Source organism: Sphingobacteriales bacterium (assembly GCA_016700115.1).
Classification (GTDB): Bacteria; Bacteroidota; Bacteroidia; order Chitinophagales; family UBA2359; genus UBA2359.
On the sequence record CP064999.1, the window covers coordinates 5136929 to 5159525 of the forward strand.

At 41.3% G+C, this 22597-nt stretch carries 23 protein-coding genes; 19 read left to right on the top strand and 4 right to left on the bottom strand.

All coding sequences use genetic code 11. The features are described 5' to 3' along the window. Positions 1 to 72: 72 nt before the first annotated feature. The 15 genes from IPM47_18385 to rplT all read left to right on the top strand — a co-directional run bounded on the left by IPM47_18385 (position 73) and on the right by rplT (position 15000). On the top strand, positions 73 to 1614 hold the full coding sequence (locus IPM47_18385; protein ID QQS28788.1) for a hypothetical protein: 1542 nt from the start codon (positions 73 to 75) through the stop codon (positions 1612 to 1614). Between the two features lie 326 nt (positions 1615 to 1940). Beyond that, the gene (locus IPM47_18390; GenBank protein ID QQS28789.1) at positions 1941 to 2189 is read left to right on the top strand and encodes a hypothetical protein; all 249 of its coding nucleotides are present in this window, start codon (positions 1941 to 1943) and stop codon (positions 2187 to 2189) included. Continuing rightward, positions 2171 to 2464, top strand: a complete 294-nt coding sequence (locus tag IPM47_18395) for a T9SS type A sorting domain-containing protein (protein ID QQS31523.1) — start codon at positions 2171 to 2173, stop codon at positions 2462 to 2464. Before IPM47_18390 ends, IPM47_18395 begins: the two co-directional genes overlap by 19 nt. An 89-nt stretch (positions 2465 to 2553) precedes the next feature. Then, positions 2554 to 2943: a hypothetical protein gene (locus IPM47_18400; protein ID QQS28790.1), complete on the top strand. Its 390-nt coding sequence runs from the start codon at positions 2554 to 2556 to the stop codon at positions 2941 to 2943. Next, on the top strand, positions 2940 to 3398 hold the full coding sequence (locus IPM47_18405; protein ID QQS28791.1) for a hypothetical protein: 459 nt from the start codon (positions 2940 to 2942) through the stop codon (positions 3396 to 3398). The genes IPM47_18400 and IPM47_18405 overlap by 4 nt, the downstream gene beginning before the upstream one ends. 184 nt (positions 3399 to 3582) lie before the next feature. After that, the gene (locus IPM47_18410) at positions 3583 to 4095 is read left to right on the top strand and encodes a hypothetical protein (GenBank protein ID QQS28792.1); all 513 of its coding nucleotides are present in this window, start codon (positions 3583 to 3585) and stop codon (positions 4093 to 4095) included. 147 nt (positions 4096 to 4242) lie between these two features. Continuing rightward, on the top strand, positions 4243 to 4716 hold the full coding sequence (locus IPM47_18415) for a T9SS type A sorting domain-containing protein (protein ID QQS28793.1): 474 nt from the start codon (positions 4243 to 4245) through the stop codon (positions 4714 to 4716). A gap of 73 nt (positions 4717 to 4789) precedes the next feature. Further along, positions 4790 to 5725, top strand: a complete 936-nt coding sequence (locus IPM47_18420; GenBank protein QQS28794.1) for a hypothetical protein — start codon at positions 4790 to 4792, stop codon at positions 5723 to 5725. Continuing rightward, on the top strand, positions 5658 to 6863 hold the full coding sequence (locus IPM47_18425) for a T9SS type A sorting domain-containing protein (protein ID QQS28795.1): 1206 nt from the start codon (positions 5658 to 5660) through the stop codon (positions 6861 to 6863). The genes IPM47_18420 and IPM47_18425 overlap by 68 nt, the downstream gene beginning before the upstream one ends. Before the next feature lie 600 nt (positions 6864 to 7463). After that, positions 7464 to 9335, top strand: a complete 1872-nt coding sequence (locus IPM47_18430) for an ABC transporter ATP-binding protein (protein QQS28796.1) — start codon at positions 7464 to 7466, stop codon at positions 9333 to 9335. 106 nt (positions 9336 to 9441) lie between these two features. Further along, on the top strand, positions 9442 to 10383 hold the full coding sequence (locus tag IPM47_18435) for a class I SAM-dependent methyltransferase (protein ID QQS28797.1): 942 nt from the start codon (positions 9442 to 9444) through the stop codon (positions 10381 to 10383). Between the two features lie 137 nt (positions 10384 to 10520). Beyond that, on the top strand, positions 10521 to 10865 hold the full coding sequence (locus IPM47_18440; protein ID QQS28798.1) for a hypothetical protein: 345 nt from the start codon (positions 10521 to 10523) through the stop codon (positions 10863 to 10865). Between the two features lie 81 nt (positions 10866 to 10946). After that, positions 10947 to 14195 carry a fibronectin type III domain-containing protein gene (locus tag IPM47_18445; protein QQS28799.1) on the top strand — a complete coding sequence of 1083 codons (3249 nt, stop codon included), beginning with the start codon at positions 10947 to 10949 and terminating at the stop codon, positions 14193 to 14195. 126 nt (positions 14196 to 14321) lie between these two features. Next, positions 14322 to 14516, top strand: a complete 195-nt coding sequence (rpmI, locus tag IPM47_18450; GenBank protein ID QQS28800.1) for a 50S ribosomal protein L35 — start codon at positions 14322 to 14324, stop codon at positions 14514 to 14516. A gap of 139 nt (positions 14517 to 14655) precedes the next feature. Continuing rightward, positions 14656 to 15000 carry a 50S ribosomal protein L20 gene (rplT, locus tag IPM47_18455; protein QQS28801.1) on the top strand — a complete coding sequence of 115 codons (345 nt, stop codon included), beginning with the start codon at positions 14656 to 14658 and terminating at the stop codon, positions 14998 to 15000. 146 nt (positions 15001 to 15146) lie between these two features. Here rplT and IPM47_18460 read toward each other — a convergent pair whose 3' ends face one another. Next, positions 15147 to 16670: a deoxyribodipyrimidine photo-lyase gene (locus IPM47_18460; protein ID QQS28802.1), complete on the bottom strand. Its 1524-nt coding sequence runs from the start codon at positions 16668 to 16670 to the stop codon at positions 15147 to 15149. Positions 16671 to 16983: 313 nt separating this feature from the next. Further along, a complete protein-coding gene (locus IPM47_18465) occupies positions 16984 to 18069 on the bottom strand; it encodes a phosphoribosylformylglycinamidine cyclo-ligase (protein QQS28803.1) in 1086 nt (361 codons plus the stop codon). Between the two features lie 113 nt (positions 18070 to 18182). Here IPM47_18465 and IPM47_18470 point away from each other — a divergent pair, with 113 nt between their 5' ends. Further along, entirely contained in the window at positions 18183 to 18842 is a 660-nt protein-coding gene (locus IPM47_18470) for a putative DNA binding domain-containing protein (protein ID QQS28804.1), read from the top strand. Positions 18843 to 18941: 99 nt separating this feature from the next. Further along, positions 18942 to 19529: a HupE/UreJ family protein gene (locus IPM47_18475; protein QQS28805.1), complete on the top strand. Its 588-nt coding sequence runs from the start codon at positions 18942 to 18944 to the stop codon at positions 19527 to 19529. 79 nt (positions 19530 to 19608) lie between these two features. Here the strand turns inward: IPM47_18475 and IPM47_18480 are convergent, their stop codons facing one another. Continuing rightward, positions 19609 to 21030 (bottom strand): helix-hairpin-helix domain-containing protein, encoded by a 1422-nt coding sequence (locus IPM47_18480; GenBank protein QQS28806.1) that lies wholly within the window; start codon positions 21028 to 21030, stop codon positions 19609 to 19611. Positions 21031 to 21346: 316 nt separating this feature from the next. Between IPM47_18480 and yidD the strand changes: the two genes are divergently transcribed. Both yidD and IPM47_18490 read left to right on the top strand, forming a co-directional pair. Then, complete coding sequence (gene yidD / locus IPM47_18485; GenBank protein QQS28807.1) at positions 21347 to 21592, top strand: membrane protein insertion efficiency factor YidD; 246 nt, start codon at positions 21347 to 21349, stop codon at positions 21590 to 21592. A 100-nt stretch (positions 21593 to 21692) separates the two neighbouring features. Next, positions 21693 to 21845 carry a hypothetical protein gene (locus IPM47_18490; protein ID QQS28808.1) on the top strand — a complete coding sequence of 51 codons (153 nt, stop codon included), beginning with the start codon at positions 21693 to 21695 and terminating at the stop codon, positions 21843 to 21845. Between the two features lie 56 nt (positions 21846 to 21901). Here the strand turns inward: IPM47_18490 and IPM47_18495 are convergent, their stop codons facing one another. Beyond that, on the bottom strand, positions 21902 to 22591 hold the full coding sequence (locus IPM47_18495; protein ID QQS28809.1) for an SDR family oxidoreductase: 690 nt from the start codon (positions 22589 to 22591) through the stop codon (positions 21902 to 21904). Between the last annotated feature and the right edge of the window lie 6 nt (positions 22592 to 22597).

Sequence of the window (22597 nt, forward strand, 5' to 3'; positions counted from 1 at the left end):
GGACGTTTGTATAGTAAAAACTGTACAAACGACCGTAGGATTATTATTTAAAATGGCAAATCTATTCACAATATGAAAACAACAAACCTTGTCTATATCTTACTTACCCTGTTTTGGTCTTGCTTACAACTCCATGCACAGGATTACTACATCAAAACCATTAGCATCACTGGCACCAGTTCTGATAATGGGTTAGATATACTGGCTGATGAGACAGGTTATGTGGTAATGACAGGATCCATGGCTTTTAGTGCAATTGGGGGGATTGGCATCTTTAAAACCAATTTGTGGGGAGAAGAGATATGGGGAAATGCAGTAAATTATTACCCATATGACTCAGGTCCCAAAAATTTAATAAGATTGCCAAGCAGTAGTTATTTGATTAGTGGAGGAAAAGTGGAAGAGGTACTGGGATTTCAAGATTTATTTTTATTTGTTACGCAAACCGGCTTGATTTACAGAACAGTAATACATGGAGATAGCGTAAATAACCGTTCTCCTTCAAGTGTTATATTTGGAAATAATATAGTTGCTTTTACCAGTGTTGGCAAGACAGAGCCATATCAAAACCAACCACTTCTAATCAAATTAGATAGCATGGGTGCCATCTTAAAAAAAGATACGCTCTTAAATGCAGGAGGTTATGTTAACAACGGATCTGAATCCATCCTCCTCCTCCCCACCCAAGAATACATCTTAGGCATAGGCGCACAAAACGAGCCCAACAAAATCTACGGCTACCTCCGAAAAACAGATACCATTGGCAACACTATCTGGGAGCAGGCTATTAATAATGTTTATATGGGTGTGGCTAATATGCACTTGGCAACCCTTAAAAACGGCAACTTTGTAGTTTCTTGGGGCGTAAAACTTGGAGGAGCAACACAAGACCGGGGATCCTTTTTTGTCAGGTGCTATAATGCAGAGGGGGACAGCCTTTGGCAATATACGTTTGCCAGTGTCGATTACATTAGAAACATACAAGACCTGTATGTGTGTGCCAACGGAGATATAATAGGCTGCGGTTACACCTTGGAAGCATATCCCGAATATTTAACGGGTTGGATATTCAGACTTAGTCCGCAAGGCGAGTTGTTCTGGTCCCGGGAGTTTGTGTATTGGGAAGCATTGGGACATTATATGCCTTTATATGCGGTCACCGAAGACCCCTACGGCGATATAGTGGCCACCGGCTATGCCAACCGCCCCGACCCCGAAACCGGTTTTTGGAAAGGTCAGGCGGTCTTGCTGAAAGTAAACGCCATGGGTTGTTTTGGCGAGGGCGGTTGTACCGATACCGCCATTGTCCACTCGGTTGTTACTGGCATGGATACCCCGCCGCCGCAGGCAGGTAGCAGCGTTGCTGTTTCTCCCGTAAAAGTAACATGGTTGGGCTACGGCGAGTTGGCAGTATTTTACAACCTTCCTGCTACCCCTGCTGCCACCCTTCATCTATACGATATACAAGGCAGACCTATCACTAATCAACCCCTTCCGCCCTACGACATCTTTACCCCCCTCCAAACTCCGCCCCTGCCGCCCGGCGTGTATCTCTACGCCGCAGAGCAAGGGGGTATGATAGTGGCAAGGGGGAAGGTGGCGGTGATGCGGTAGGGGGTGCTTATAAACGCTGTTTGCGTTGGAAACGCAGACTGCGTTACCGTACCAAAACACCCTAACTTTTCAATGGGTTTCAAAGTCCCCTTCAGGGGATTTAGGGGTAACAGGGGATTTAGGGGTGACTGGCAAGCACTAATGTCCAAACAGATTTTACAAACCGTATCATTTTTTCTATCTTCACACAAAAAATATAAAGCAATGATACTATTTGTCCTTTACAACTTCCTGCTATCCGAAAACACCCCCTTTGCCCTTCGCAGTTTAATCGGTCAGAAAGCCCGCCATGGCAATTATGCCGATGCCCAAACCCTTTAAACAGTTTGCCTGCCGAAACACAAGATGAGCAAGACTACAAAACCGTACAGCAAATCAACCTGCTACGCCTGTCGGCAATCAATGGCTTTGAATTAAGCGAAGCGCAATATGAAACCCTGCACTGCATAGCCGATGCCTACGGCACCCAGGCCCCTGCCGCCCAAGCCCTGCTCAACCTGCTGACGGGCGAGCAGTTTGAGTGGTGGATGCCCACCGGTAGCGAAAAACTACTCCGATATCCTACCCGAAAGTAACCATTAAAGACCTTAAAACTACAAACCGGCTGTGGGGTGCAGCCCAATCCCGCCAGCCAATATATAAACATCGGCATACCGCCTTTCCTTACCGAATCTCAAACCACCTCTACCTGTTTAACACACAAGGTAAAATTGTTCAGCAATTAGTTATTTCCCACAGTGAATACACTGTGGGCTTGTCCACCCACCACCTTCCAAACGGTGTATATTTCCTGAGCCTAATCGCTGATGGAATCCGTATAGAATATACCAAATTTGTTATCCAACACTAACATCTCCACTGAGCCTCCCATGTCAGCCTGCTATATGAAGGTTGCCGTGGGAGGTATTATTATATTAACTGAGCAAATACCCCCTCAATATGAAAGTAGTAAACCTCGGACGTATATTATTTATATTGTTTTGGTCTTTCACGCCTTTGCCGGCACAGGAGTACTACATCAAAACTATCGGCATCTCCGGAACCAGTTCCGATAACGGGTCCCGAATTATTTCGGAGGCAGACGGATATGTGGTAGCGTGTGGTTCTATTTTTGGCGGAGGTTCAAATTCGGGTATAGGAGTGTTTAAATCAACTATTTCAGGCGAGAAAGTTTGGGATAGTCAGATAAGCAATTTCCCGTACGACATACATGGTTGGGGATTGCTTCCAATACCAAATGCGTATATAGTTTCAAGTTATGATTATCTGCCGGGTTCTAATTGGCAAGATGCTTTCAGAAAGCTAAATGAAAACGGAACTGTTTTTTGAACACCCTTTATCATGGCGATACTTTACGCAATGGAGCAACTTCTATGATATATGAACAAGGCAAAATTGTAGCGGCGACAAGTTACGGTATTGTAAACCAGTACACACACAGCGTTTTGTTAAAATTAGACACAAGTTTACAAATCACAGCTTCTTATGAACTTGAAAATGTCGGCGACTTTAATTTTAGTATGCCTGCCGACCTCCTCCTCCTCCCCACGCAAGAGTACATATTAGGCATAGGCGCGCAAAACGAACCCGACAAAATCTACGGCTACCTCCGAAAAACAGATACAATTGGTAACACCATCTGGGAGCAGGCTATAAATAATGTTGGTTTAGCACTTCCACCTATTCACTTGGCACTGCTACAAAATGGTCATTTTGTAGCAAGTTGCAGATCTCTTAGGGGGTGCAACAGAGAACAGAGGCAGTTACTTTGTAAGAAGCTATGATACAGATGGCAATATAGACTGGCAATACACTTTTGTAAGTAATGATTACGGTCGCAATATCCAAGATCTATATGTATGCGCCAACGGCGACATAATAGGCTGTGGCTACACGGGCAATTTCAGTCTTACCGGCAATCCGACCTGCTGGATATTCCGCCTAAGTCCGCAGGGCGAGTTGATTTGGATGCGGGAGTACATCTATTGGGAGTCGCTGGCGCAGTTTATGCTGCTATACGCCGTTACCGAAGACCCCTACGGCGATATAGTGGCCACGGGCTATGCCAACCGCCCCGACCCCGAAACCGGTTTTTGGAAAGGTCAGGCGGTCTTGCTGAAAGTAAACGCCATAGGTTGTTTTGGCGAGGGCGGCTGTACCGATACCGCCATTGTCCACTCGGTGGTTACGGGCATGGATACCCCGCCGCCGCAGGCAGGTAGCAGCGTTGCGGTTTCTCCCGTAAAAGTAACATGGTTGGGCTACGGCGAGTTGGCAGTATTTTACAACCTGCCCTCTACCCCTGCTGCCACCCTTCATCTATACGATATACAAGGCAGACCTATCACTAATCAACCCCTTCCGCCCTACGACATCTTTACCCCCCTCCAAACTCCGCCCCTGCCGCCCGGCGTGTATCTCTACGCCGCAGAGCAAGGCGGTCTGGTGGTCGCAAGGGGGAAGGTGGCGGTGGTGCGGTAGTGAAAAGTGAAAAACTAAAAGTGAAAAGTAAAAAACCTGAAAGGCAGGGTGTTTAAAACCTCATGGTTTTGCCAAAACCATGAGGTTTGGTAAATACAGGCAATTTTCAAAACAACTATATTTGTACGAACCAAATTGTAAAAAATTATGGATACTCAAAACAACCGAACTTACCTCGGTATCACCTCCGAAGAAGAAGCTTTGGTAAGAGAAATAGCAGCTACAAATACCCTTGCTGCAATGGATGCACGAGTAATTCTATATACAGCATTCGGTGAAGAAATAATACTTGCCTTGCCTCAACTTCCTTCCATAATAGCCGAAAGTATAGGAAACTGGAATGTACATTTTAAAAATCAAGGCAACAGCAATGTGTCATCAGTTACAGTTTATCCCAACCCCGCCTCCGATGAGGTTTGTATGACCTACCGGCTTTCCGGCAACCGGCAAGCAGAGTTTGTCCTCTACGATTTTTCCGGAATGTTATTACAATCCCGCCAACTTACCGGCAACGGCTTGATGCGTTTTCAAACCCATGGACTTTCGCAGGGTATTTACTTTTATCAGATTACTTTAAACGGAAAGCCGTTGCGATATAGTAAATTTGTTTTGGTTAAGTAATTGTTTTTAATGAAGCGTTGCGGATTGTTTTACATTCCGCAACGCTTTTTTCATTCTCTTAAAAACTACTGACATGAAAAAGTTGTGTCCCCTATTATGCGTTCTTATAGGCACAGGATTATTTTCGCAAAACAAATACTACGAAAAAGTACTACCCCTGTGGGCAGATTTGCATGAGATTCAAACTATTATCGCTTTAACTGACTCAAATTTTGTTATAGCAGGAAACTATACCTATTACACTCCTTTAAAATCTACGGCATATATAGCTAAAATAGATAAAAATGCAATTGTCTTATGGCATACTCTTTTTGATAGTGCAGGAGAAAATGGAATATTAGATATAATTAAAGGCAATTATGGACATTACGTCACTGCCGGCACCCTTGCAGAAGATTACATACAAAATAGTCAAAGTGGCATGTGCAGTTATTTTGTCAATAATGCCGGATATTTGCAGAGTTTAAGCAATTACGGCGTAACAACATCCGACTCACGCGCCTACCGCATCACCCGATCTGCCGACGGAGGTTACTTAGCAGCAGGTTATTTAGTAAACGGGGGTTATTCGCACTATACGCTGTATGCAGTGAAATTAGGCCCTGACGGCAGCAAAGAGTGGCAAAAAATATATCCAATATTCAATAGTCATTGCACTTTCAGAGATGTCATGGCAGCCCCCGATGGCGGCTATTACCTGACCGGCAGCGTTAATATGAACTGGAATGATTTTCCAATTGACCAAGGCAATATATTGCTGATGAAAATCGATTCGACAGGCAATGCCGAGTGGAGCAAAGTACACGATGTCGGATCTATGGATCAGGGTTTGAGTTTTCAGCAAACTGCCGATAATGGGTTTATTATAGGAGGAGCAAGCGCTCTCGCCGGAAATCAAATATTCCGTCCCTATTTACTAAAAACCGATAGCGCAGGCAATTTTGTTTGGGGAAAGCAGTATTTTACGACGGGGGCAGGGATCCAACTCCGGTGTAATACAATTAAGTGACGGCGGTTATATAAGCTGTGGTAGTTATGGAACTATAGGTGATACAGGTCCGCAAATAGAAACGTATCTGTTGCGGACCGATACCAATGGTAACCCGTTATGGTATCGGCATTACGGCAATCCCATAAACAGTTTTGGAGGCTATGCCCACGATTACGCCTACGATTTTACGCCCACTTTGGACGGCGGGTACATGATGGCAGGCAGAAAAGACAGTATGTTGTCGGAAAGCGAGGGGTATGCTTATGCATGGTTGGTCAAAACCAACTGCATGGGCTTGCTAACTATGCCGGAAGCTGCATTTACCACAGAGCAAGACCCCGATGTACCAAGCCGTTTTCAGTTTACCAACCAAAGCCAATACGCCTACCCCGACAGCATAGACGGCGGCTACTATGTTTTGAACTGGGGCGATGGCAGCCCGCCCTACCTCTGCGGGCAAGGCTACGCCCCCTGCACCCAAGATACGCTCATTCACACCTACCAGACAGAGGGCATCTACGGCGTTACCCTCCAAGTCATTGTTTGCAACGACACCTCCACACAAATCCAAGCCGTTTGTTTCGGCTTCGCTCCCAATCCGCAGGCAGAATTTAGTTATCAAGATTTCGGCGGTGCTATCATCTTTACCAACCTAAGCCAAAACAGCTACACCGAGCAAGGCGGCTACTATGTTTGGGATTTTGGCGACGGCAGCCCGCCATCCAACCAAACCAACCCCATTTACAGTTACGAAGAAAACGGCAGCTACACCGTTACCCTCACCCTCGTCGTTTGCGGAGATACTTCGGTGTATTCGCAGGATGTTGTCGTGCAAACGGTAGGAAACCCACCCCAACCCCTCCAAGGAGGGGAATTACAGAGCATGTTGCAGGTTTATCCCAACCCCGCCCAAAACACCCTAACCTTTGCCTTTACAGAAGGCCAAACTCCCCCTTCAGGGGGCTGGGGGGTAACAGGGGATTTAGGGGTAAAACTCTACAACCTCACGGGTCAGTTGGTTTTGCAAATCACCCTTGCGGCGGGCGAAAAGAGTAAAACTATTTCGGTGGCTCATCTTCCGGAGGGGGTGTATGTTTATGTGGTTGAGGATGGCGGTGCTGTTTTGGTGCGGGGCAAGGTGACAGTGGTGCGGTAGCTAAACCATCTTATGATTTCTGAAAGAGCCGGTTTGTGTGGTTTTCAAGTAATACGGATTGTAATATTAAAATAGCCCGGTCAAGATAATGACAGTTGATATTTTTTGGATCTGAAGCAATCTTATTATCCTTATCCCGTAGGGATAATATATTGGTAGCTACAAAAAAAAACCGTCATCATCATTCCTTAGGAATATTACAAAGGTTGTAAAAGAATTTATTCCATGTAAATTACATGCCTACGGGATTGGGCTTATGCCAAAACTCCAAATTTTCGGGGGTTACAGCACAATTGGATTGGACTAAAAATGAATTTACAATCCGTATAACAGCATTTCAGTCTCGCTCTTGTTGGTTCTAATTGACAGGCTTTAAACTGAAAAGTTGTATTTATCATGTCGTTCTCTTTTTTACAGTTGTTGTATCTGTATAAGATTAAATCTCCGCGATTGATAAAGTCCAACCTATTTGCTAAATAGGTTTTAATAAAGAAGGGTTCCGAACAGATTGACTGAAAATATTGTTTTACGAAAATGTAATATCAATCTGGAAGTGATTTACTGTTTAACTCTATTTTTCAAAAATCTTAACACACCCAAATGTCATTTTGGAGTAAACTTTTCGGCATAGTAAAAAGCAATACAACCCGGCGCAACTCCCCTACTCTTGAAGTTTCTTTTTCTGATAGCATAAAAGCCCTCGCCATTCTGCCAAAGTTTTTCAGGTTAATTTGGGCAACGAGCAAAGAATTCACCCTTATCAATATCCTGTTGAGGGTCTTAACTTCGGTAACGCCATTGCTGACCCTTTATATTGCAAAACTAATTATAGATGAGGTTATCCTTTTAACAAAAACTCCGGATTTAGCCGACCACACTCGGTTATGGCAGTTAGTTGGAATCGAACTTGGAATTGTGTTGGCAGCAAGTTTAGTCAACCGTTTAATCAATTTAATAGATTCAATGCTTGGCGATAAGTTTGCCAACAAAACATCGGTGATGCTGATTGAACATGCCGCAGAATTGGATTTACCCCAGTTTGAAGATGCCGAATTTTATGACAAGTTAGACCGCGCAAGAAGACAAACAATCGGCAGAGTTTCGCTCATGTCAGATATATTAAATCAGTTTCAGGACATCATTACTTTGTTTTTCTTAGCCGCAGGGTTGGTGGTATTTAATCCCTGGTTAATTCTGTTGCTGATAGTTGCCGTCATCCCTGTGTTTTTGAGCGAAACCTATTTTAATCAAAGAAGCTATTCTTTAGTGATGAACTGGACTGCCGAACGCCGGGAATTAGATTATCTCCGCTTCATAGGTGCAAGCGACGAAACCGCCAAAGAAATTAAAATTTTCGGGCTGACCAATTTTCTGAAAGAACGTTTCAGCAATTTGGCCAACCTGTATTATGAAGCCAACCGGCGATTGGCCATGAAACGGGCAGCCTGGGGATATTTTTTTAACGGACTTGGAGATGCCGGTTATTATGCAGCGTATGTTGTCATCTTGTCTCAAACGGTAAAAGGCTTGATTTCTGTGGGCGATCTCACCTTTTTAGCCGGCTCATTCAATCGGATGCGCATGTTGCTTCAAGGAATTCTCACCCGTTTTTCCCAAATTGCCCAACAAGCCATGTATCTCAAAGATTTTTTTGATTTTTTTGAAATACTTCCCAACATCACTTCGCCTGCAAATCCCCGTCCTTTTCCAAACCCGATTAAAGAAGGCTTTAGGTTTGAAAATGTCGGATTTAAATATCAGAATGCAAAAAAATGGGCAAACCGCAACCTGACATTTACCCTCAAAGCCGGTGAAAAGCTGGCCTTGGTCGGAGAAAACGGAGCAGGAAAAACCACTTTGGTTAAACTGCTTGGCCGTTTATACGACCCCACCGAAGGTCGTATCCTGCTCGATGGTTATGACCTGAAAGAATATGATATTCACGAACTCCGAAACGCAATCGGGGTTATATTTCAGGATTTTGTTCGTTTTCAAATGCCCGTTAAAGACAATATTGCCATCGGGAAAATAGAAGAAATTGGCAATGAAAACAAAATCAAACATGCCGCTCATCAAAGTCTTGCCGATGAGGTGATTGAAGCTTTGCCAATGCAATATCATCAGATGCTCGGAAAAAGGTTTGCCAACGGCATCGAACTGTCCGGTGGAGAATGGCAAAAAGTCGCACTTAGCCGTGCATATATGCGAAATGCTCAACTCCTGATTTTAGATGAGCCTACTGCTGCTTTGGACGCTCGCGCAGAATACGAAGTCTTTGTGAGATTTGCCGATTTAACCAAAGGAAAAACCGCCGTTTTGATTTCACACCGTTTTTCTACGGTAAGAATGGCCGACCGGATTCTGGTTCTCCGAAACGGAAAAATGGAAGAAATAGGCTCACACGAAGAATTATTGAGCAATAACGGCCTTTATGCCGAACTTTTCAACTTACAGGCAAAAGGTTATTTGTAATCAGTGCCCCACCCTGTTTAACCCTTTTTTAAATAAGGATGATTCTTGCTTTGAATAAGGAATTCAAATCCTACCTTTACAAAATCAACCAATTGCCACTTCCCTGATGGAGAAATTGATTATGTTTGAAAACAGGCTTTCAAAACGTCTGAAACATTTGAAAAAATGGGCTAAACGCGAGCAAATAACCTGTTACCGCATTTATGACCGCGACATTCCCGAATTTCCATTCAGCATTGACTTGTACGAAGACCTGATTTATTTTGCAGAATACGAACGGACAACTCCCAGAAACGCTGAAGAACAGGAAGTTTGGATAGAAGCCTGCAAAGAAATAGTTGCAAAAACGCTGGGTTTACCGCTCGAAAATTTGTTTGTCCGACACAGACAACAACAAAAGGGAAGTTTGCAATATGAAAAAATTGAAACTCGTCATCGTCGGCGGATTGTGGAAGAAAACGGACTTAGGTTTATGGTTAATCTGACCGATTATTTAGATGCCGGTTTGTTTTTAGATCATCGAATTACCCGAAGTATGGTGGCTGCTGAGGCGCAAAACTCCCGTTTTCTAAATTTGTTTGCTTATACCGGATCATTTAGCGTCTATGCCGCAGCAGGGGGTGCTGCTTCAACTACTTCCGTAGATATGTCGGCAACCTATCTGCAATGGGCACAAGACAATATGCGACTAAACAGTTTTATTCAAAACAGCCACCAATACCTGCAAAATGATGTCCTTCAATGGTTGCGGCAATCCCCTCCTCCTGATCCGCTTTACACTTTAGCGGTTATTGATCCGCCTACTTTTTCAAACAGCAAACGGATGAAAGGCATCTTTGACATTCAGCGCGATCATGTATGGTTGATCAATCAAACCTTTAACAAAATGAGCAAAAAAGGGGTCATTTATTTTTCAAACAATTACCGGCGGTTTAAACTCGATAGCCAGGCATTAAAAGCCTCTGAAATCACTGACATTACCCGGCAAACTATCCCGGAAGACTTCATCGGAAATCGCCCTCACATTTGTTTCCGCCTTGTGAAATAAAAGAAAATGAAAGGTCAGATTTGAGTTTTTACTGGTCGCAGTTAAAGCAGGCTTTCTATCAATCACAAGACATTACTTAAAACTTAGGATGTCCCGATTTATAAATTCATTACCTTTGTTGAAATATTCTTCCTGATATGCCTTTACTCAATAAAGTATATTGCCTCATACTCCTGATGTTTTTCTTTTCAGTTGCAACTTCCTGCCAAACCGGAAATCATTCAGATTCTTCTTCAAAAAAGAAACAACCAAGTGCGCAAATAATTGTTAAGCTGAAAAAGGGAGAATCTATCGACTCACTGCTTCGGTCATTTGCCAAGTATGAGTTGCAACCGATTCAAAACCTTTCGGACAAAGACAATATGTGGTTAGTCAGTGCCAAGGTGGACAACGGATATGCGCTCGTCGAAATAATTCGCGAAATGGAAATTGTTCAGGCTGCTGAACTCAGTACAGCAGAAAAACCGGCATCCGGCAAATAGATTTTGTGTTTATTAAACCCTACTTAAAAAACTTTACCATTTATATCAACTTCAACACCCGTTCATCTATAAACTCCCGTTATGAAGAAGTTAGCAGTCCTGATTGTCATATTTACTTTCTACTTGCAATTCGCTCAGGCACAGGCATTATATGTGCCCGGTGAACTGATAGTTCAGCTTAAAAACGATGAAAGTATAGATCGAGTAGTAAGAGATTTTCAAACATTTGAAGGAAAAGCAACAAAACTGATGGTAAAGCAAACCTTAGTTCCGGGTTTGCGCATTTACCTGCTTCGTTTTGATTTTAAACGCATCACACAACAAAAATTGCTCGATGCCATGTTTAAAAATCCTGCGGTCAATATCATCCAAAACAATCACCTGACCAAACTCAGGGAAACGATACCCAATGACCCGCAATTTACAGATCAATGGCAGTACATCAATACAGGCGCAAACGGCGGAGTTCCAAATGCAGATTTAGACGCAGATCTTGCCTGGGATATTACAACAGGTGGAGTTACAGTGCTTGGTGATAGCATTGTTGTTTGTATTGTTGATGACGGATTAGACCTGAACCATCTCGATTACCAAAGCAACCGGTGGTTCAACTATTCCGAAATACCAAATAACGGAGTTGACGATGATGGCAACGGCTATGTTGACGATTATAGGGGATGGAATGCAGACAACAATAATGATGATATTACCGGAGGATTCTTCGGCGGCTGGCATGGCACTCCCGTAGCCGGTATTGTCGGCGCAAAAGGAAACAACGGCATTGGTGTTGCAGGGGTAAACTGGGATGTGAAACTAATGATAGTGGTTGGCGGCAGTGGTAACGAAGCAGATAATATTGCTGCATATTCTTATCCCCTTACAATGCGTACCCTATATAACGAAACCAACGGAGCGCAAGGCGCATTTGTCGTAGCAACCAACTCATCCTGGGGTACTGACTATGGACAGCCTTCAGACGCACCGCTTTGGTGTGCGATGTATGATGAAATGGGTTGGCAGGGCATTTTAAGCGCCGGCGCAACCGCCAATCTCAATGCCAATATTGACGAAGTCGGCGATTTACCAACTGCCTGCCCCAGCGATTATTTAATAGCTGTAACCAACCTTCGGCGAAACGATATTAAAGTCAATCAGGCAGGATATGGTGTTATGCATGTAGATTTAGGGGCTTATGGTGAAGACACCTGGACCACTGCCAAGACGAACAACTACGCCGGATTTGGGGGAACTTCCGGTGCAACGCCTCATGTTGCCGGTGCAATCGGTTTGATTTATTCAGCTCCATGTTACCAGTTAGCGATGCTTTCACATACCAACCCTGCAGAGGCTGCTATACTTGTCAAACAGTTCATTATGGACGGCGTTACCCCAAATGCAAGTTTGGACGGAATCACTGTAACCGGAGGAAGGCTGAACCTTTATAACAGCCTTCAAATGGCGATGAGTTACGATTGTGCAGACACCGGTTGCCCCACTCCTTTTGCCCTCTCATCCAACAATATCACCGATGTTTCTGCATCATTTACCTGGAACACCTCTGTCGAAATCAGCAATTTCATTGTTCAATACAAGGCACAGGCAGATGTCAATTGGATGGTTACGACTGCCACTTCAAATGCAGTAACTATCAATGGATTAACCCCATGCACCAACTATCAAATCAGCATAGCTTCTGTTTGTGATACAGTGTCAAGTTCCTTCTCTTTTACCTATAATTTCAGCACACAAGGCTGTTGTATTCCACCCGGAAATATTACTACTTCCGATATAAACCCAACCGGTGCAACTTTAACCTGGCAAAGCATTTTTGGCGCAATTACCTACCTGATTGAATATCGCCCAGTTGGATCTTCAACCTGGCTCGCCGAATCCGGAATTGGCGACAATAATAGTTTACCCCTTACAGGACTGATTCCCTGTACGGCATACGAGGTCAGAATTTCGACTTTTTGCGGCAGCGGCTCAATGAGTGCTTCCTCGGCAATAACCACTTTTTCCACTTCCGGATGTGGTAACTGCGTTGATATGATTTATTGCAGCGCCAACAGCGATGACGACAGTTATGAGCATATTCAAAACATAACCATTGATACTTTTACAAATACAAGTGGTGAAAGTGGGGGGTATATGTTTTATGTTGCCCTTACTCCTTTCAGCCTGACAGCCGGCAACACTTATCCTATAGCATTGACACCCGGATTTTCTGACGGAGATTATGAAGAATACTGGAAAATCTGGATTGACTATAATCAGGATGGAATATTTGACGAACAAACGGAGTTAGCCTTCGAATCTGAAACCTCTTCATCAACAACTGTAAATGGCAATATTACCATACCACCGGGTGCTACACCCGGCAGCACCCGAATACGGGTAATCATGAAGTGGATTGAGGATGATAATACGCCACCGCCACCTTGTGGTGTGTTTGACTATGGAGAAGTTGAAGATTATTGTCTGGTTATTGAAGCAGGCAGTGCTTGTGCACCTTTTGTTCCAACGGGTTTGAATGTTTCTAACCTGACCGAAAATAGTGCTCAGTTAAACTGGACAGGTTCGGCTTCCTGTGAAACCTATACCTTACAATATCAAATTTCAGGAAGTACGGATTGGAATACTGTCGGCGACATTGATGATAATATTTACCTGCTTACTGGTTTGAACGAAAGCACAGCCTATAATTTTCAGGTACAATGCCATTGCAGCGATTCAGATAGCAACTTTTCAACTGCTTTCTCATTTAATACAGAGTCTTCTTGTATTAGTCAGATACCTGACGGCATAGTTATTCAAAACATTACCGATACCGGTGCTTCTATCTCATGGAGCGAACTTTCAGGATGTTTAAGCTATACCATAGAGTATCATATTGCCGGAACACCTGCCTGGCAAACGGTTTTAAGTACCAATAACAGCACACAGTTAGTTAATCTGATACCGCTCAGTATGTATGAAATCCGGGTAAGTTGCAATTGCGATTCCGGTGCTACCGGATTTTCAGACCTCAGTACTTTCAGTACTTTTGCCACCGGCATCAATAATCCGGTCATTGAATTTGCCATTCAAGCCTTTCCCAATCCTTTTGACAAAGAAATTAATATTTTTAACAGTAAGGAATCGAATGGTAATTCAGATATTGTATTGATGGATATTAGCGGTAAAATTGTCTGGCAAAAAAGTTTAAACTACTTGCCATCAGGAATTACCGTAGTTTCTACTGAAACCATACCAACCGGACTATATATTCTCCAAATTCGACAGGGAGAACAAATTAGTTTTTCACAAAAAATCGTAAAACTGGAGCACTAACCCCTCAGTTTTTCCTGTTTTGTGGGCGATATCAACATAGAATTTATTTTTTTATCACCAACATCTGAAACTTGTTTGGTTAAAAAAAATAAAAAGCATACTTTTGCGCTTCAAAATTGAAAAATTATGCCAAAAATGAAAACTCATTCCAGCGCAAAGAAACGGTTTACCATAACCGGCGCCGGAAACATCAAACGTCACAAGGCATGGAAAAGCCACCTTTTAACACATAAAAGCAAAAGCAGAAAACGCAGGCTAAACCGTTCAGTGTTTGTAAAAGCCTGCGATTTACAAAGAGTAAAGTTGCTTTTAGTGATTTAATAAATTGTGTACTTTTTCTTTTTGCCTTAAAATTCACGTTTTTTTATTTAACAAATATCGCAACCTGAATCAAAAGGTGTGATTACCTGCATAGAGGTACTATGACAGGTTCTTTCTTAACAAGCAAATTTTTTTAAAGATGCCAAGGTCAGTCAATCATGTCGCTTCAAAAGCAAGACGAAGAAATTATCTGAAGTTAGCCAAAGGCTACTTCGGTCGCAGAAAAAATGTATGGACAGTTGCTAAAAACACCATTGAAAAAGGGTTATTGTATGCCTATCGCGATCGCCGAAATAAAAAACGACGTTTCCGAAGTCTTTGGATTGTTCGTATCAATGCCGCAGTAAGACCTCACGGTTTGAGTTATTCCAAATTTATGCACTTAATTCACACCAATAATGTGCAATTAAGCCGCAAAACTTTAGCCGAACTTGCACTAAACAGTCCTGATTCATTTAATGCAGTGGTAAATTCAGTTCGATAGACTAATATTTATCCTAAACATTCCATAAACATAAAGCCGTAGCCGGTAAAATAATACGGCTACGGCTTTTACTTTTATATTCACATTCTCTTCCCAAGCCGAACGAAAAAAACTATTATTATCCGTTTGACTGAGACAAAGCAACACTAATTCCTGGATAGATTGAGTTTGCCATTGTTCAGGATAGCCGGAACAGGCAAAAGACTTTCAAGGATAGCGGCAGTTTCTTTAATGGCAACCGGTTTTTGGTAAATTTTCTCTAAATGTTGTTTGGCAAACAGTTCCGTTTCGTTGATATTTACAATCGGCAAAGGGTATTCGCGTCCAAGCCTAAGATGGTACATCTCTTGTTCTAACTGTTTTAGCGATTGTGGTTGTCCACATAAAGCACCGGGAACTAATTTAAACCGGGGCAGCCATTGTTTAATGAATAGCCCATTCTTGTCCGTGCGCCCGGCTTCTTTTATCGGGTTCAAAATATTAAGTGGTGTTAATCCGGTACAACCGGCTATGATTTGAGTATTCCAAAAATAAATCCCCGGATCAAAATCAATCATTTGACCGGCAAAATAGGGGGTAGCCTTTCGCCAGTCCAACCAAAGATGATGAGCCACAAAGGAAATGAGTAAAGCTCTGAGACTATGGCTGATAAAACCTGTTTTTGATAAACACAAAACTGAGGCATCTATTAATGGGAATCCAGTCTTTGCAGAAGTGAAAGCATCGAACATCTCTTCATTCCATTTCAGTCGTATGCCATTGACGACATAATTCAGGTTTTGATGTTCGAGTTGAGGATTTATCTCAAAAACCTGTTTGGCAAAATCGCGCAGCAACAATTGTGCTTTAAAGGCTTTTAAGTCTAATTTTGCGGCTGCATTAAATTGTAATGATTTGAGTTGCCGGTAAATCTGACGAATATTGATATTGCCAAAGGCCAGCGAAGCAGATAAACGGCTTCCCCAGGTTCCGGCATTAAATGCAATATTGCGATTTTTCCTATATTCCCCTTTTGCTTTGTTCAACAAGAAATCGTTGAGTAATTGTTGCGCCTTGGTTTCGCCGGCAATAATTTGAATATTCTCGTATTTAAGCTGTTTGCGTCCCTTGCTTTTTCTTTCAGTTAAATTAAGTGGGAATATCTGCTGAATAATTTCTTCAGACAAATTTGCCTTTTGAATCTTGTCTAAAGAGATCGCAAACAAATCACTGTTGATCCACGCATTTCTTTGTTGCAACCAGTTCTGCGGCTCAACAAGCGATTTGGACAAAATACTGTCAGAAGTTAGTTGGTTAAACGTTATATTGTTGTTTGCACAGACTTGAGCAACTGCTTCAATTCTGTTTCGGGTATGAAGCATTGTTACTTCATGGTGTGTAAATACGGAGTGAATCTTGTAATGAGAAAGTAAAACTTCTAAAACCCGGGTAAATTCAAGATTGGAAATATGAAGAACGTGACCATAAGGATTTAACTGCTGTTGCAAATCGGCAAGAGATGAGGCAGCAAAAGCACGGTGGACTTCTCCATAAGTTGGATGATTAGTTTGAGAAGGTTCAAAACAGTAAATGAGCAATATAGGAAGACCTGCTTTAATGGCATAGTAAAGTGGCGCATGATCTGACAGTCTGAGATCTTTTTTAAACCAGACTATATTGATAACCTCCATGAAATGGTTGGTGTGGTCTTAATAATTTTTTGGAAAAAAAATACGTTATGCAGGATAAAAGTTTGCAGAGATTTGAAAGTATGTCTATCTTTGCCACTAAAGAGTGGTAAAAAGCGCAATGTATTATACTGCTACTTTTAAAATTTTAATTCATCCCCATTTTATTTTTAAATTCGTCCAATTTTTTGGCATGTAAAATGAGGCCGTTTATGTTACATGACCGGTTCTTTATTTTAAAGATATTTTGAGGTTTAAATTTGGTTAGAAAATGGTTGGAGGGAAGGCAGGGTTTTACCTTTGTCCTTCCCTTTTTTTATTGATGCTCCAAAGCAGTAATCAAAGATTCGGAGTTTGTTTCAATGAGAATCCGCTTTTTGGAGGTAATATGACCTGCAATTTGTGCCTTGTATTCTCCTGTTTGTAAAACTTCGAGAGATTTTTCTGCCATTGAGTTGGGCACTACTACCAACATTCCATTGCCCATATTCCAGTAAAGATAGGCTTGTTGAAGGGTCAATTTTCCAAGCTGCATCAATTGGGTCATAAAATCATGGGGAGGAAATAAATTATGAAAATGAGCACCTAATTGGTTGACTTTCAATACCCTCCTGAAATTATCGGCGATACCTCCACCGGTAATGTGTGCAATCCCTTTGATGTGAATATCTGCGTCCAACGCCCGCGTTATTGTAGGAGCAAAAATTAAAGACGGTGTGAGTAAAACCTCCCCCCATGTTTTTTCTTCAGAATAATTTTCAGTATGCCAGTTATCTCCAAAATGTCCGGACATAATCTTGCGAATGGCTGAAAATCCGTTGCTTCTAAATCCCCTGCTGCGCAATGTAATAATAGCATCTCCTTCGTGAATGGCTGAGCCGTCAATCGGTTCGTTAAGTTTGGGATGCAAAACTCCGATTGCTGTAGAGCACCAGTTAAAGTGCATCTTGTTGCCCCAACCTGAAATGCGACTACCCAATTCAGCGATTTCCCCTCCTGTTACTGCAATCCCTGCAAAATTAGATGCATCGTGTAGCCCTCTCATCAATTCATCTATGATGGGATAACTGAGATGATCTACGTCTAAAATATTCGAAATACTAGTCGGTACAAAGCCTCCTGCTATCAAATCGTCAGCAACCATTGCAACTAAATCGTACCCTAAAGAATCGTAAATACCTGTTCTTTCCGACAATTCTATTTTTGTGCCAATTCCATCAGAAGTAATTCCGATTTTTACTCCATGAAAGTCGAGCATATTCGAAAAAGCACCATCCACCTTCATAACTACTTGCCCTACTTTACCGGTTCGGTTTTTAAAGGTCTTTTTGGCCCAGGAAAAGGCATTTTGTGAACATTGGTTACCAAGGTCAATATCAAATCCGCTCTGCTGATGATCCATTTTCTTTACTTTTATAAGTTACGTTGGGCAAAATTAAGTAAAATTCAGACTTCCATTCAGTAAGCAGCTTAACTTTAGGGCTTGTTTTTAGTGTAACTCTTGTTTTACCGGCTATGATTATTCAACATCACAACAAAGTAAGGGATTGGATTAAAAAAGGAGAAGGCGACCAACTGGAGTTTAAAGTCATGATTTCTGAACCCTATAAAGTGGCCAAAGCTATTTGTGCTTTTGCAAATACACGAGGCGGGTATCTGTTGTCCGGCATTTCTGATGATGGAGAAATTGTTGGCGTTGTTGAACCGGAAATGGAAATTAAAAAATTGAATGATGCAGCGACACTATATTGTGTGCCCCCTGTTTCAATCTCAATCCGGCAACATCTCGAAGATTTTTTGGTTGTTGTAGCGGTTTATATTGAAGAGAGTAGCTTTAAACCACATAAAGCGCTGACTAAAAACGGAAGTGAACAAGCCTATATCAGGGTTGGCAATAAAACCATGCCTGCGGGAAAATTGGTGGTAAAAGTCATCAAAAATGAATACAAAAACCATGAGGAGGACGAAAGCCATCTTGCTTCCCTAAAATTAGACTCCAAAGAATCCGGCTTACTCGACTATCTCAAAAAAAGAGAAAAGATTACCCTGAAACAGTTTGCCAGATTGGTCAATATTTCAGAACGCAGAGCAAGAAGGATACTGGTAAAATTGACTTTAGCCGGTTATATACGCCTGCATACTCAAAACAAAGATGAATTTTACACACTTAGTTAAACTTGTATAAATATCCCTGTTTCAAAAATATAGAATTTTTCAGAAAATCAACAAACCAATTACTTATCACCCAATTTTTAAAAGATTTTTTACATCAACATGCAGGAATTTACCCTTTACTTAAAACTCGGATGGCAACATATAGCCGATTTGGGAGCTTACGACCATATTGTTTTTATAACTGCGCTTTGTGCCATTTACACCGTCAAGGAGTGGAAACATCTGTTAATTCTAATAACCGCTTTTACTGTTGGGCATAGTATTACGCTTGCCCTTGCAGCACTAAAAATTGTCGTTCTGCCTTCAGAAATTATAGAATTCCTAATTCCTGTTACTATTTTCCTCACCTCAATCAACAATGTGTTAAATCAACCAAAATCAACCGGAACTATGTTTCGAATTACCGGAACTTATCTAATGGTTGTGTTTTTTGGACTTATTCATGGATTAGGTTTTTCCAATTATTTTACCGCTTTGTTAGGAACAGAGCAAAGTATTGTTAAACCGCTACTCGCCTTCAACATTGGATTGGAAGTCGGGCAGATTTTAATCGTTGCAATTATCCTGATTTTAGCTTCTGTGGTTATGCGTTTGTTGAAATTGTCACAGCGTGACTGGACTTTGTTTGTATCGGGAGCTGTTGCCGGAATTTCACTGATTTTAATGAGCGAAACTGTGTTTTGGTAATTTGTAAGTATAGATGGTATAAAAACCAATGCGCTTTATCAGCCAAAGCGCGTAGTACAGTTCTTTCAGGATGTCCTGATTATTCAACACTTAGGTATGGGGAGATTTTGTCAAACAAAGTTTGGTCAATAACTTTTGATTTCTTGATCCCTTCCACTGATTTATATTTGCCATGTCTCAAACGCATATTGACAATAGACTGAGCAACGGCTTTGCTTATATATGGATGTTTTATCAAAGTTTGTTCATCCGTTGTATTCAGGTTGATCTTTTCTATTAAATGAGGGGATTCGTTCACCAACTGTGGAAGTATTCCTTCGTATGTTTCTGCCGGCAACCCATAAGTTTCTTTTACCTGATTAATATGTATAAATCCTCCTAATTTTTTCCGGTATTTGGTGATCATAGTTGCATAAGTTGTTCCAATTCCGGGTAGTTTATCCCAATCCTCAATTGTAGAGTCGTTGATGTCTATTTTTCCGGTAAACTTAGAATAATTTCTTTGAGAAGAATCAATTTGTGTGCCCTTGACAGCATTTGCTTTTTGGGGTAAACTATCGGGCATAATCACAATAAAAGGCAACAACATCAGAAAATCAGATTCTGACAGCCCATAAATTTTTTTAAAATCCTCTGGTTGTTTAAACTTACCGCCACTATTTCTGTAATTGATTAATGTTTGAGCCACTTTGGGTGAAAGACCAAAAGATATAGCCTGTTCTTTGGAAACAGTATTGGGGTCAAATTCAATAAGTTCAGGTTTTTTTGATTTCTCAGAACTTCCAGAAATTGATTCGGGAGTTTCAATCACTAAAAAAAGACGTATCTTTTGAAAGTCTTCTTCACTCAGTCCGTAAAGTTTCTTAAAATCTTCCGGTTGTTTAAAGCTTCCTACTTTTTCTCTGTAACCTATCATACTATTGGCAACTTTAGGTGGTATGCCTATCATTAAAGCCTGCTCCAACGAAATAGTATTCGGATTAAAGGGTTTAAGTTTATCAGTTAAAGAATCTTTTCTGTAAGCAGTTTTTACCTCAGAAGTTTCAAACACCATATAAGGTTCTAATCTTTCAAAGTCATCAGCGGACAAACCATATATTATCTTTAAATCGTTCGGCATTTTAAAGCTGCCTCCATTGTTCAGATACTTTTCGATATTTTTTGCTACAAAGTCAGATAAACCGAGTTTTTTGGCTTTTGAAAAGTTCAACTCATTAGGATTAAACTGGAATAAATCTCCAGTAGTTTCTGACTCGCTAATTGTTTTTTGATTGTTTTGGAAATAAGCTTCGCGCTTATTCTCGCTTTCCTGTTTCAAATTTTGTACACGATACAATTCAATCTCTTCTTCAAAAGTTTTTAACTCTGTTGGTTGATTGACCTCTGACAACTTAAGCAACATAGGCACAAAAAGTACAAGAATCAAAACTGCCGTCAATACCAAAATTCCGCGCATGTCGCGGTTGGAATAAGTGAAAAATCTTTTCAGTGCATTTTTCATGGAATACAAACTGAAATATGAAATAAAACTTAGGGCAGTTGTATCTGTTTTATAGCTAAGAATCGCAAACCGGGTTTTCAATCTAAACAAAACCAACACAAATTTTTACCGGTAACTTCTAATTCATAACAAAGTTAGATTTAAAGATGGAATATACAACAGGTTTAATTTACGTTTAAATAGTAAGTCCCTTTTTTAGTTCAGGGATAGGATAACACAGTTACAAAACAAGATTCTGGCAGAAATTAGATAATTTTACATCTTGCTTTTTTACATAGACAACAGAAAATAAGGATAACCGGCACAAAAGAATGGCATGAACAAAATCATCAGAGCAATATTTATCTTCCCCATCCGCTTGTATCAACTATTTTTCTCCCCGTTTTTAGGTGGTTCGTGCCGATACACTCCATCCTGTTCGACCTATATGTTAGAAGCTATTGAAGAATGGGGAGTAATCAAAGGCGTTTATCTGGGAATCAAACGTTTGTCGAGTTGCCATCCATGGGGCGGGCATGGGTATGATCCGGTGCCCAAGAAACAGATTTCTGCCAAAAAATAAGCAAAAGTCGGTGTTTTAACTTTTATTAACCTGTTTCGGTGAACAAACCTATTTGATAAAGGGTTTCATCCATGATTTGATGACCTTTAAAATGTTTTTTATGAAAAATCTACAGAATAAAAACCAGAACAGGACACTCGACCTGAAAAATAACGAGGAGTTAAATTTATCTTTCAAAGAACGCCAGCAACTGGAAATTGAAAGAGCTCAACGCGAAGCACGTTGGAAAATGCAAATGTTCAACCATATTTAATGTTAATTCAACACCAAGGAACAAGGGCCGCTTTAACGAGTTGCCCTTGTTTTTTTTTATGGAGTATCTAAAGACACCGGTAAAATCTTACCATTAAAAAACCGGTATCCGTTTAATGCAAAATAAGCGATCCATTCAGCCATCTCGTCTGCTTTAAGCGGTGCCTGATAGTTGGGAAATGCAGCGGACAGCATATCGGTCTGAACAGCACCCAAGGCAAGACAATTTACCCTGATATTATCCAGTTTCCATTCTTCTGCAAGACATTCTGTCAAAATTGCCAAAGCACCTTTTGCTGCACTATATGCTGATAAGCCGGAAAATTTGGAGCTGCCCATAAATCCTCCCATACTTCCAATATTGACAATATGTGCATTCCTCCTGTTAAGAAACGGGTGCAGAAATTGTAAAAAACGCACCACACCAAACACATTGACCTCAAATGTTTGCTGCCAGTCTTCATCATTTAAAGTCATAAACGGCTTGTTAATCAGCAACCCTGCATTGTTGATGACCACATCTATAGATCCGGATAAGGAGGTAATGGCTGTTTTTAGTTTCGGATTATCGGGTTGAGTTATGTCACAAACTACCGGAATCAGGCTGTCTTCGGCACAACAACTTTGCAAGTGATTCAGTTTTTCCTCATTTCGGGCAATTGCAAGCACCCGATGCTGGCTTTGACAAAAAATTTTTACCAGCTCAAAACCAATTCCCGAGCTTGCTCCGGTTACTATAATATTCATTCGATT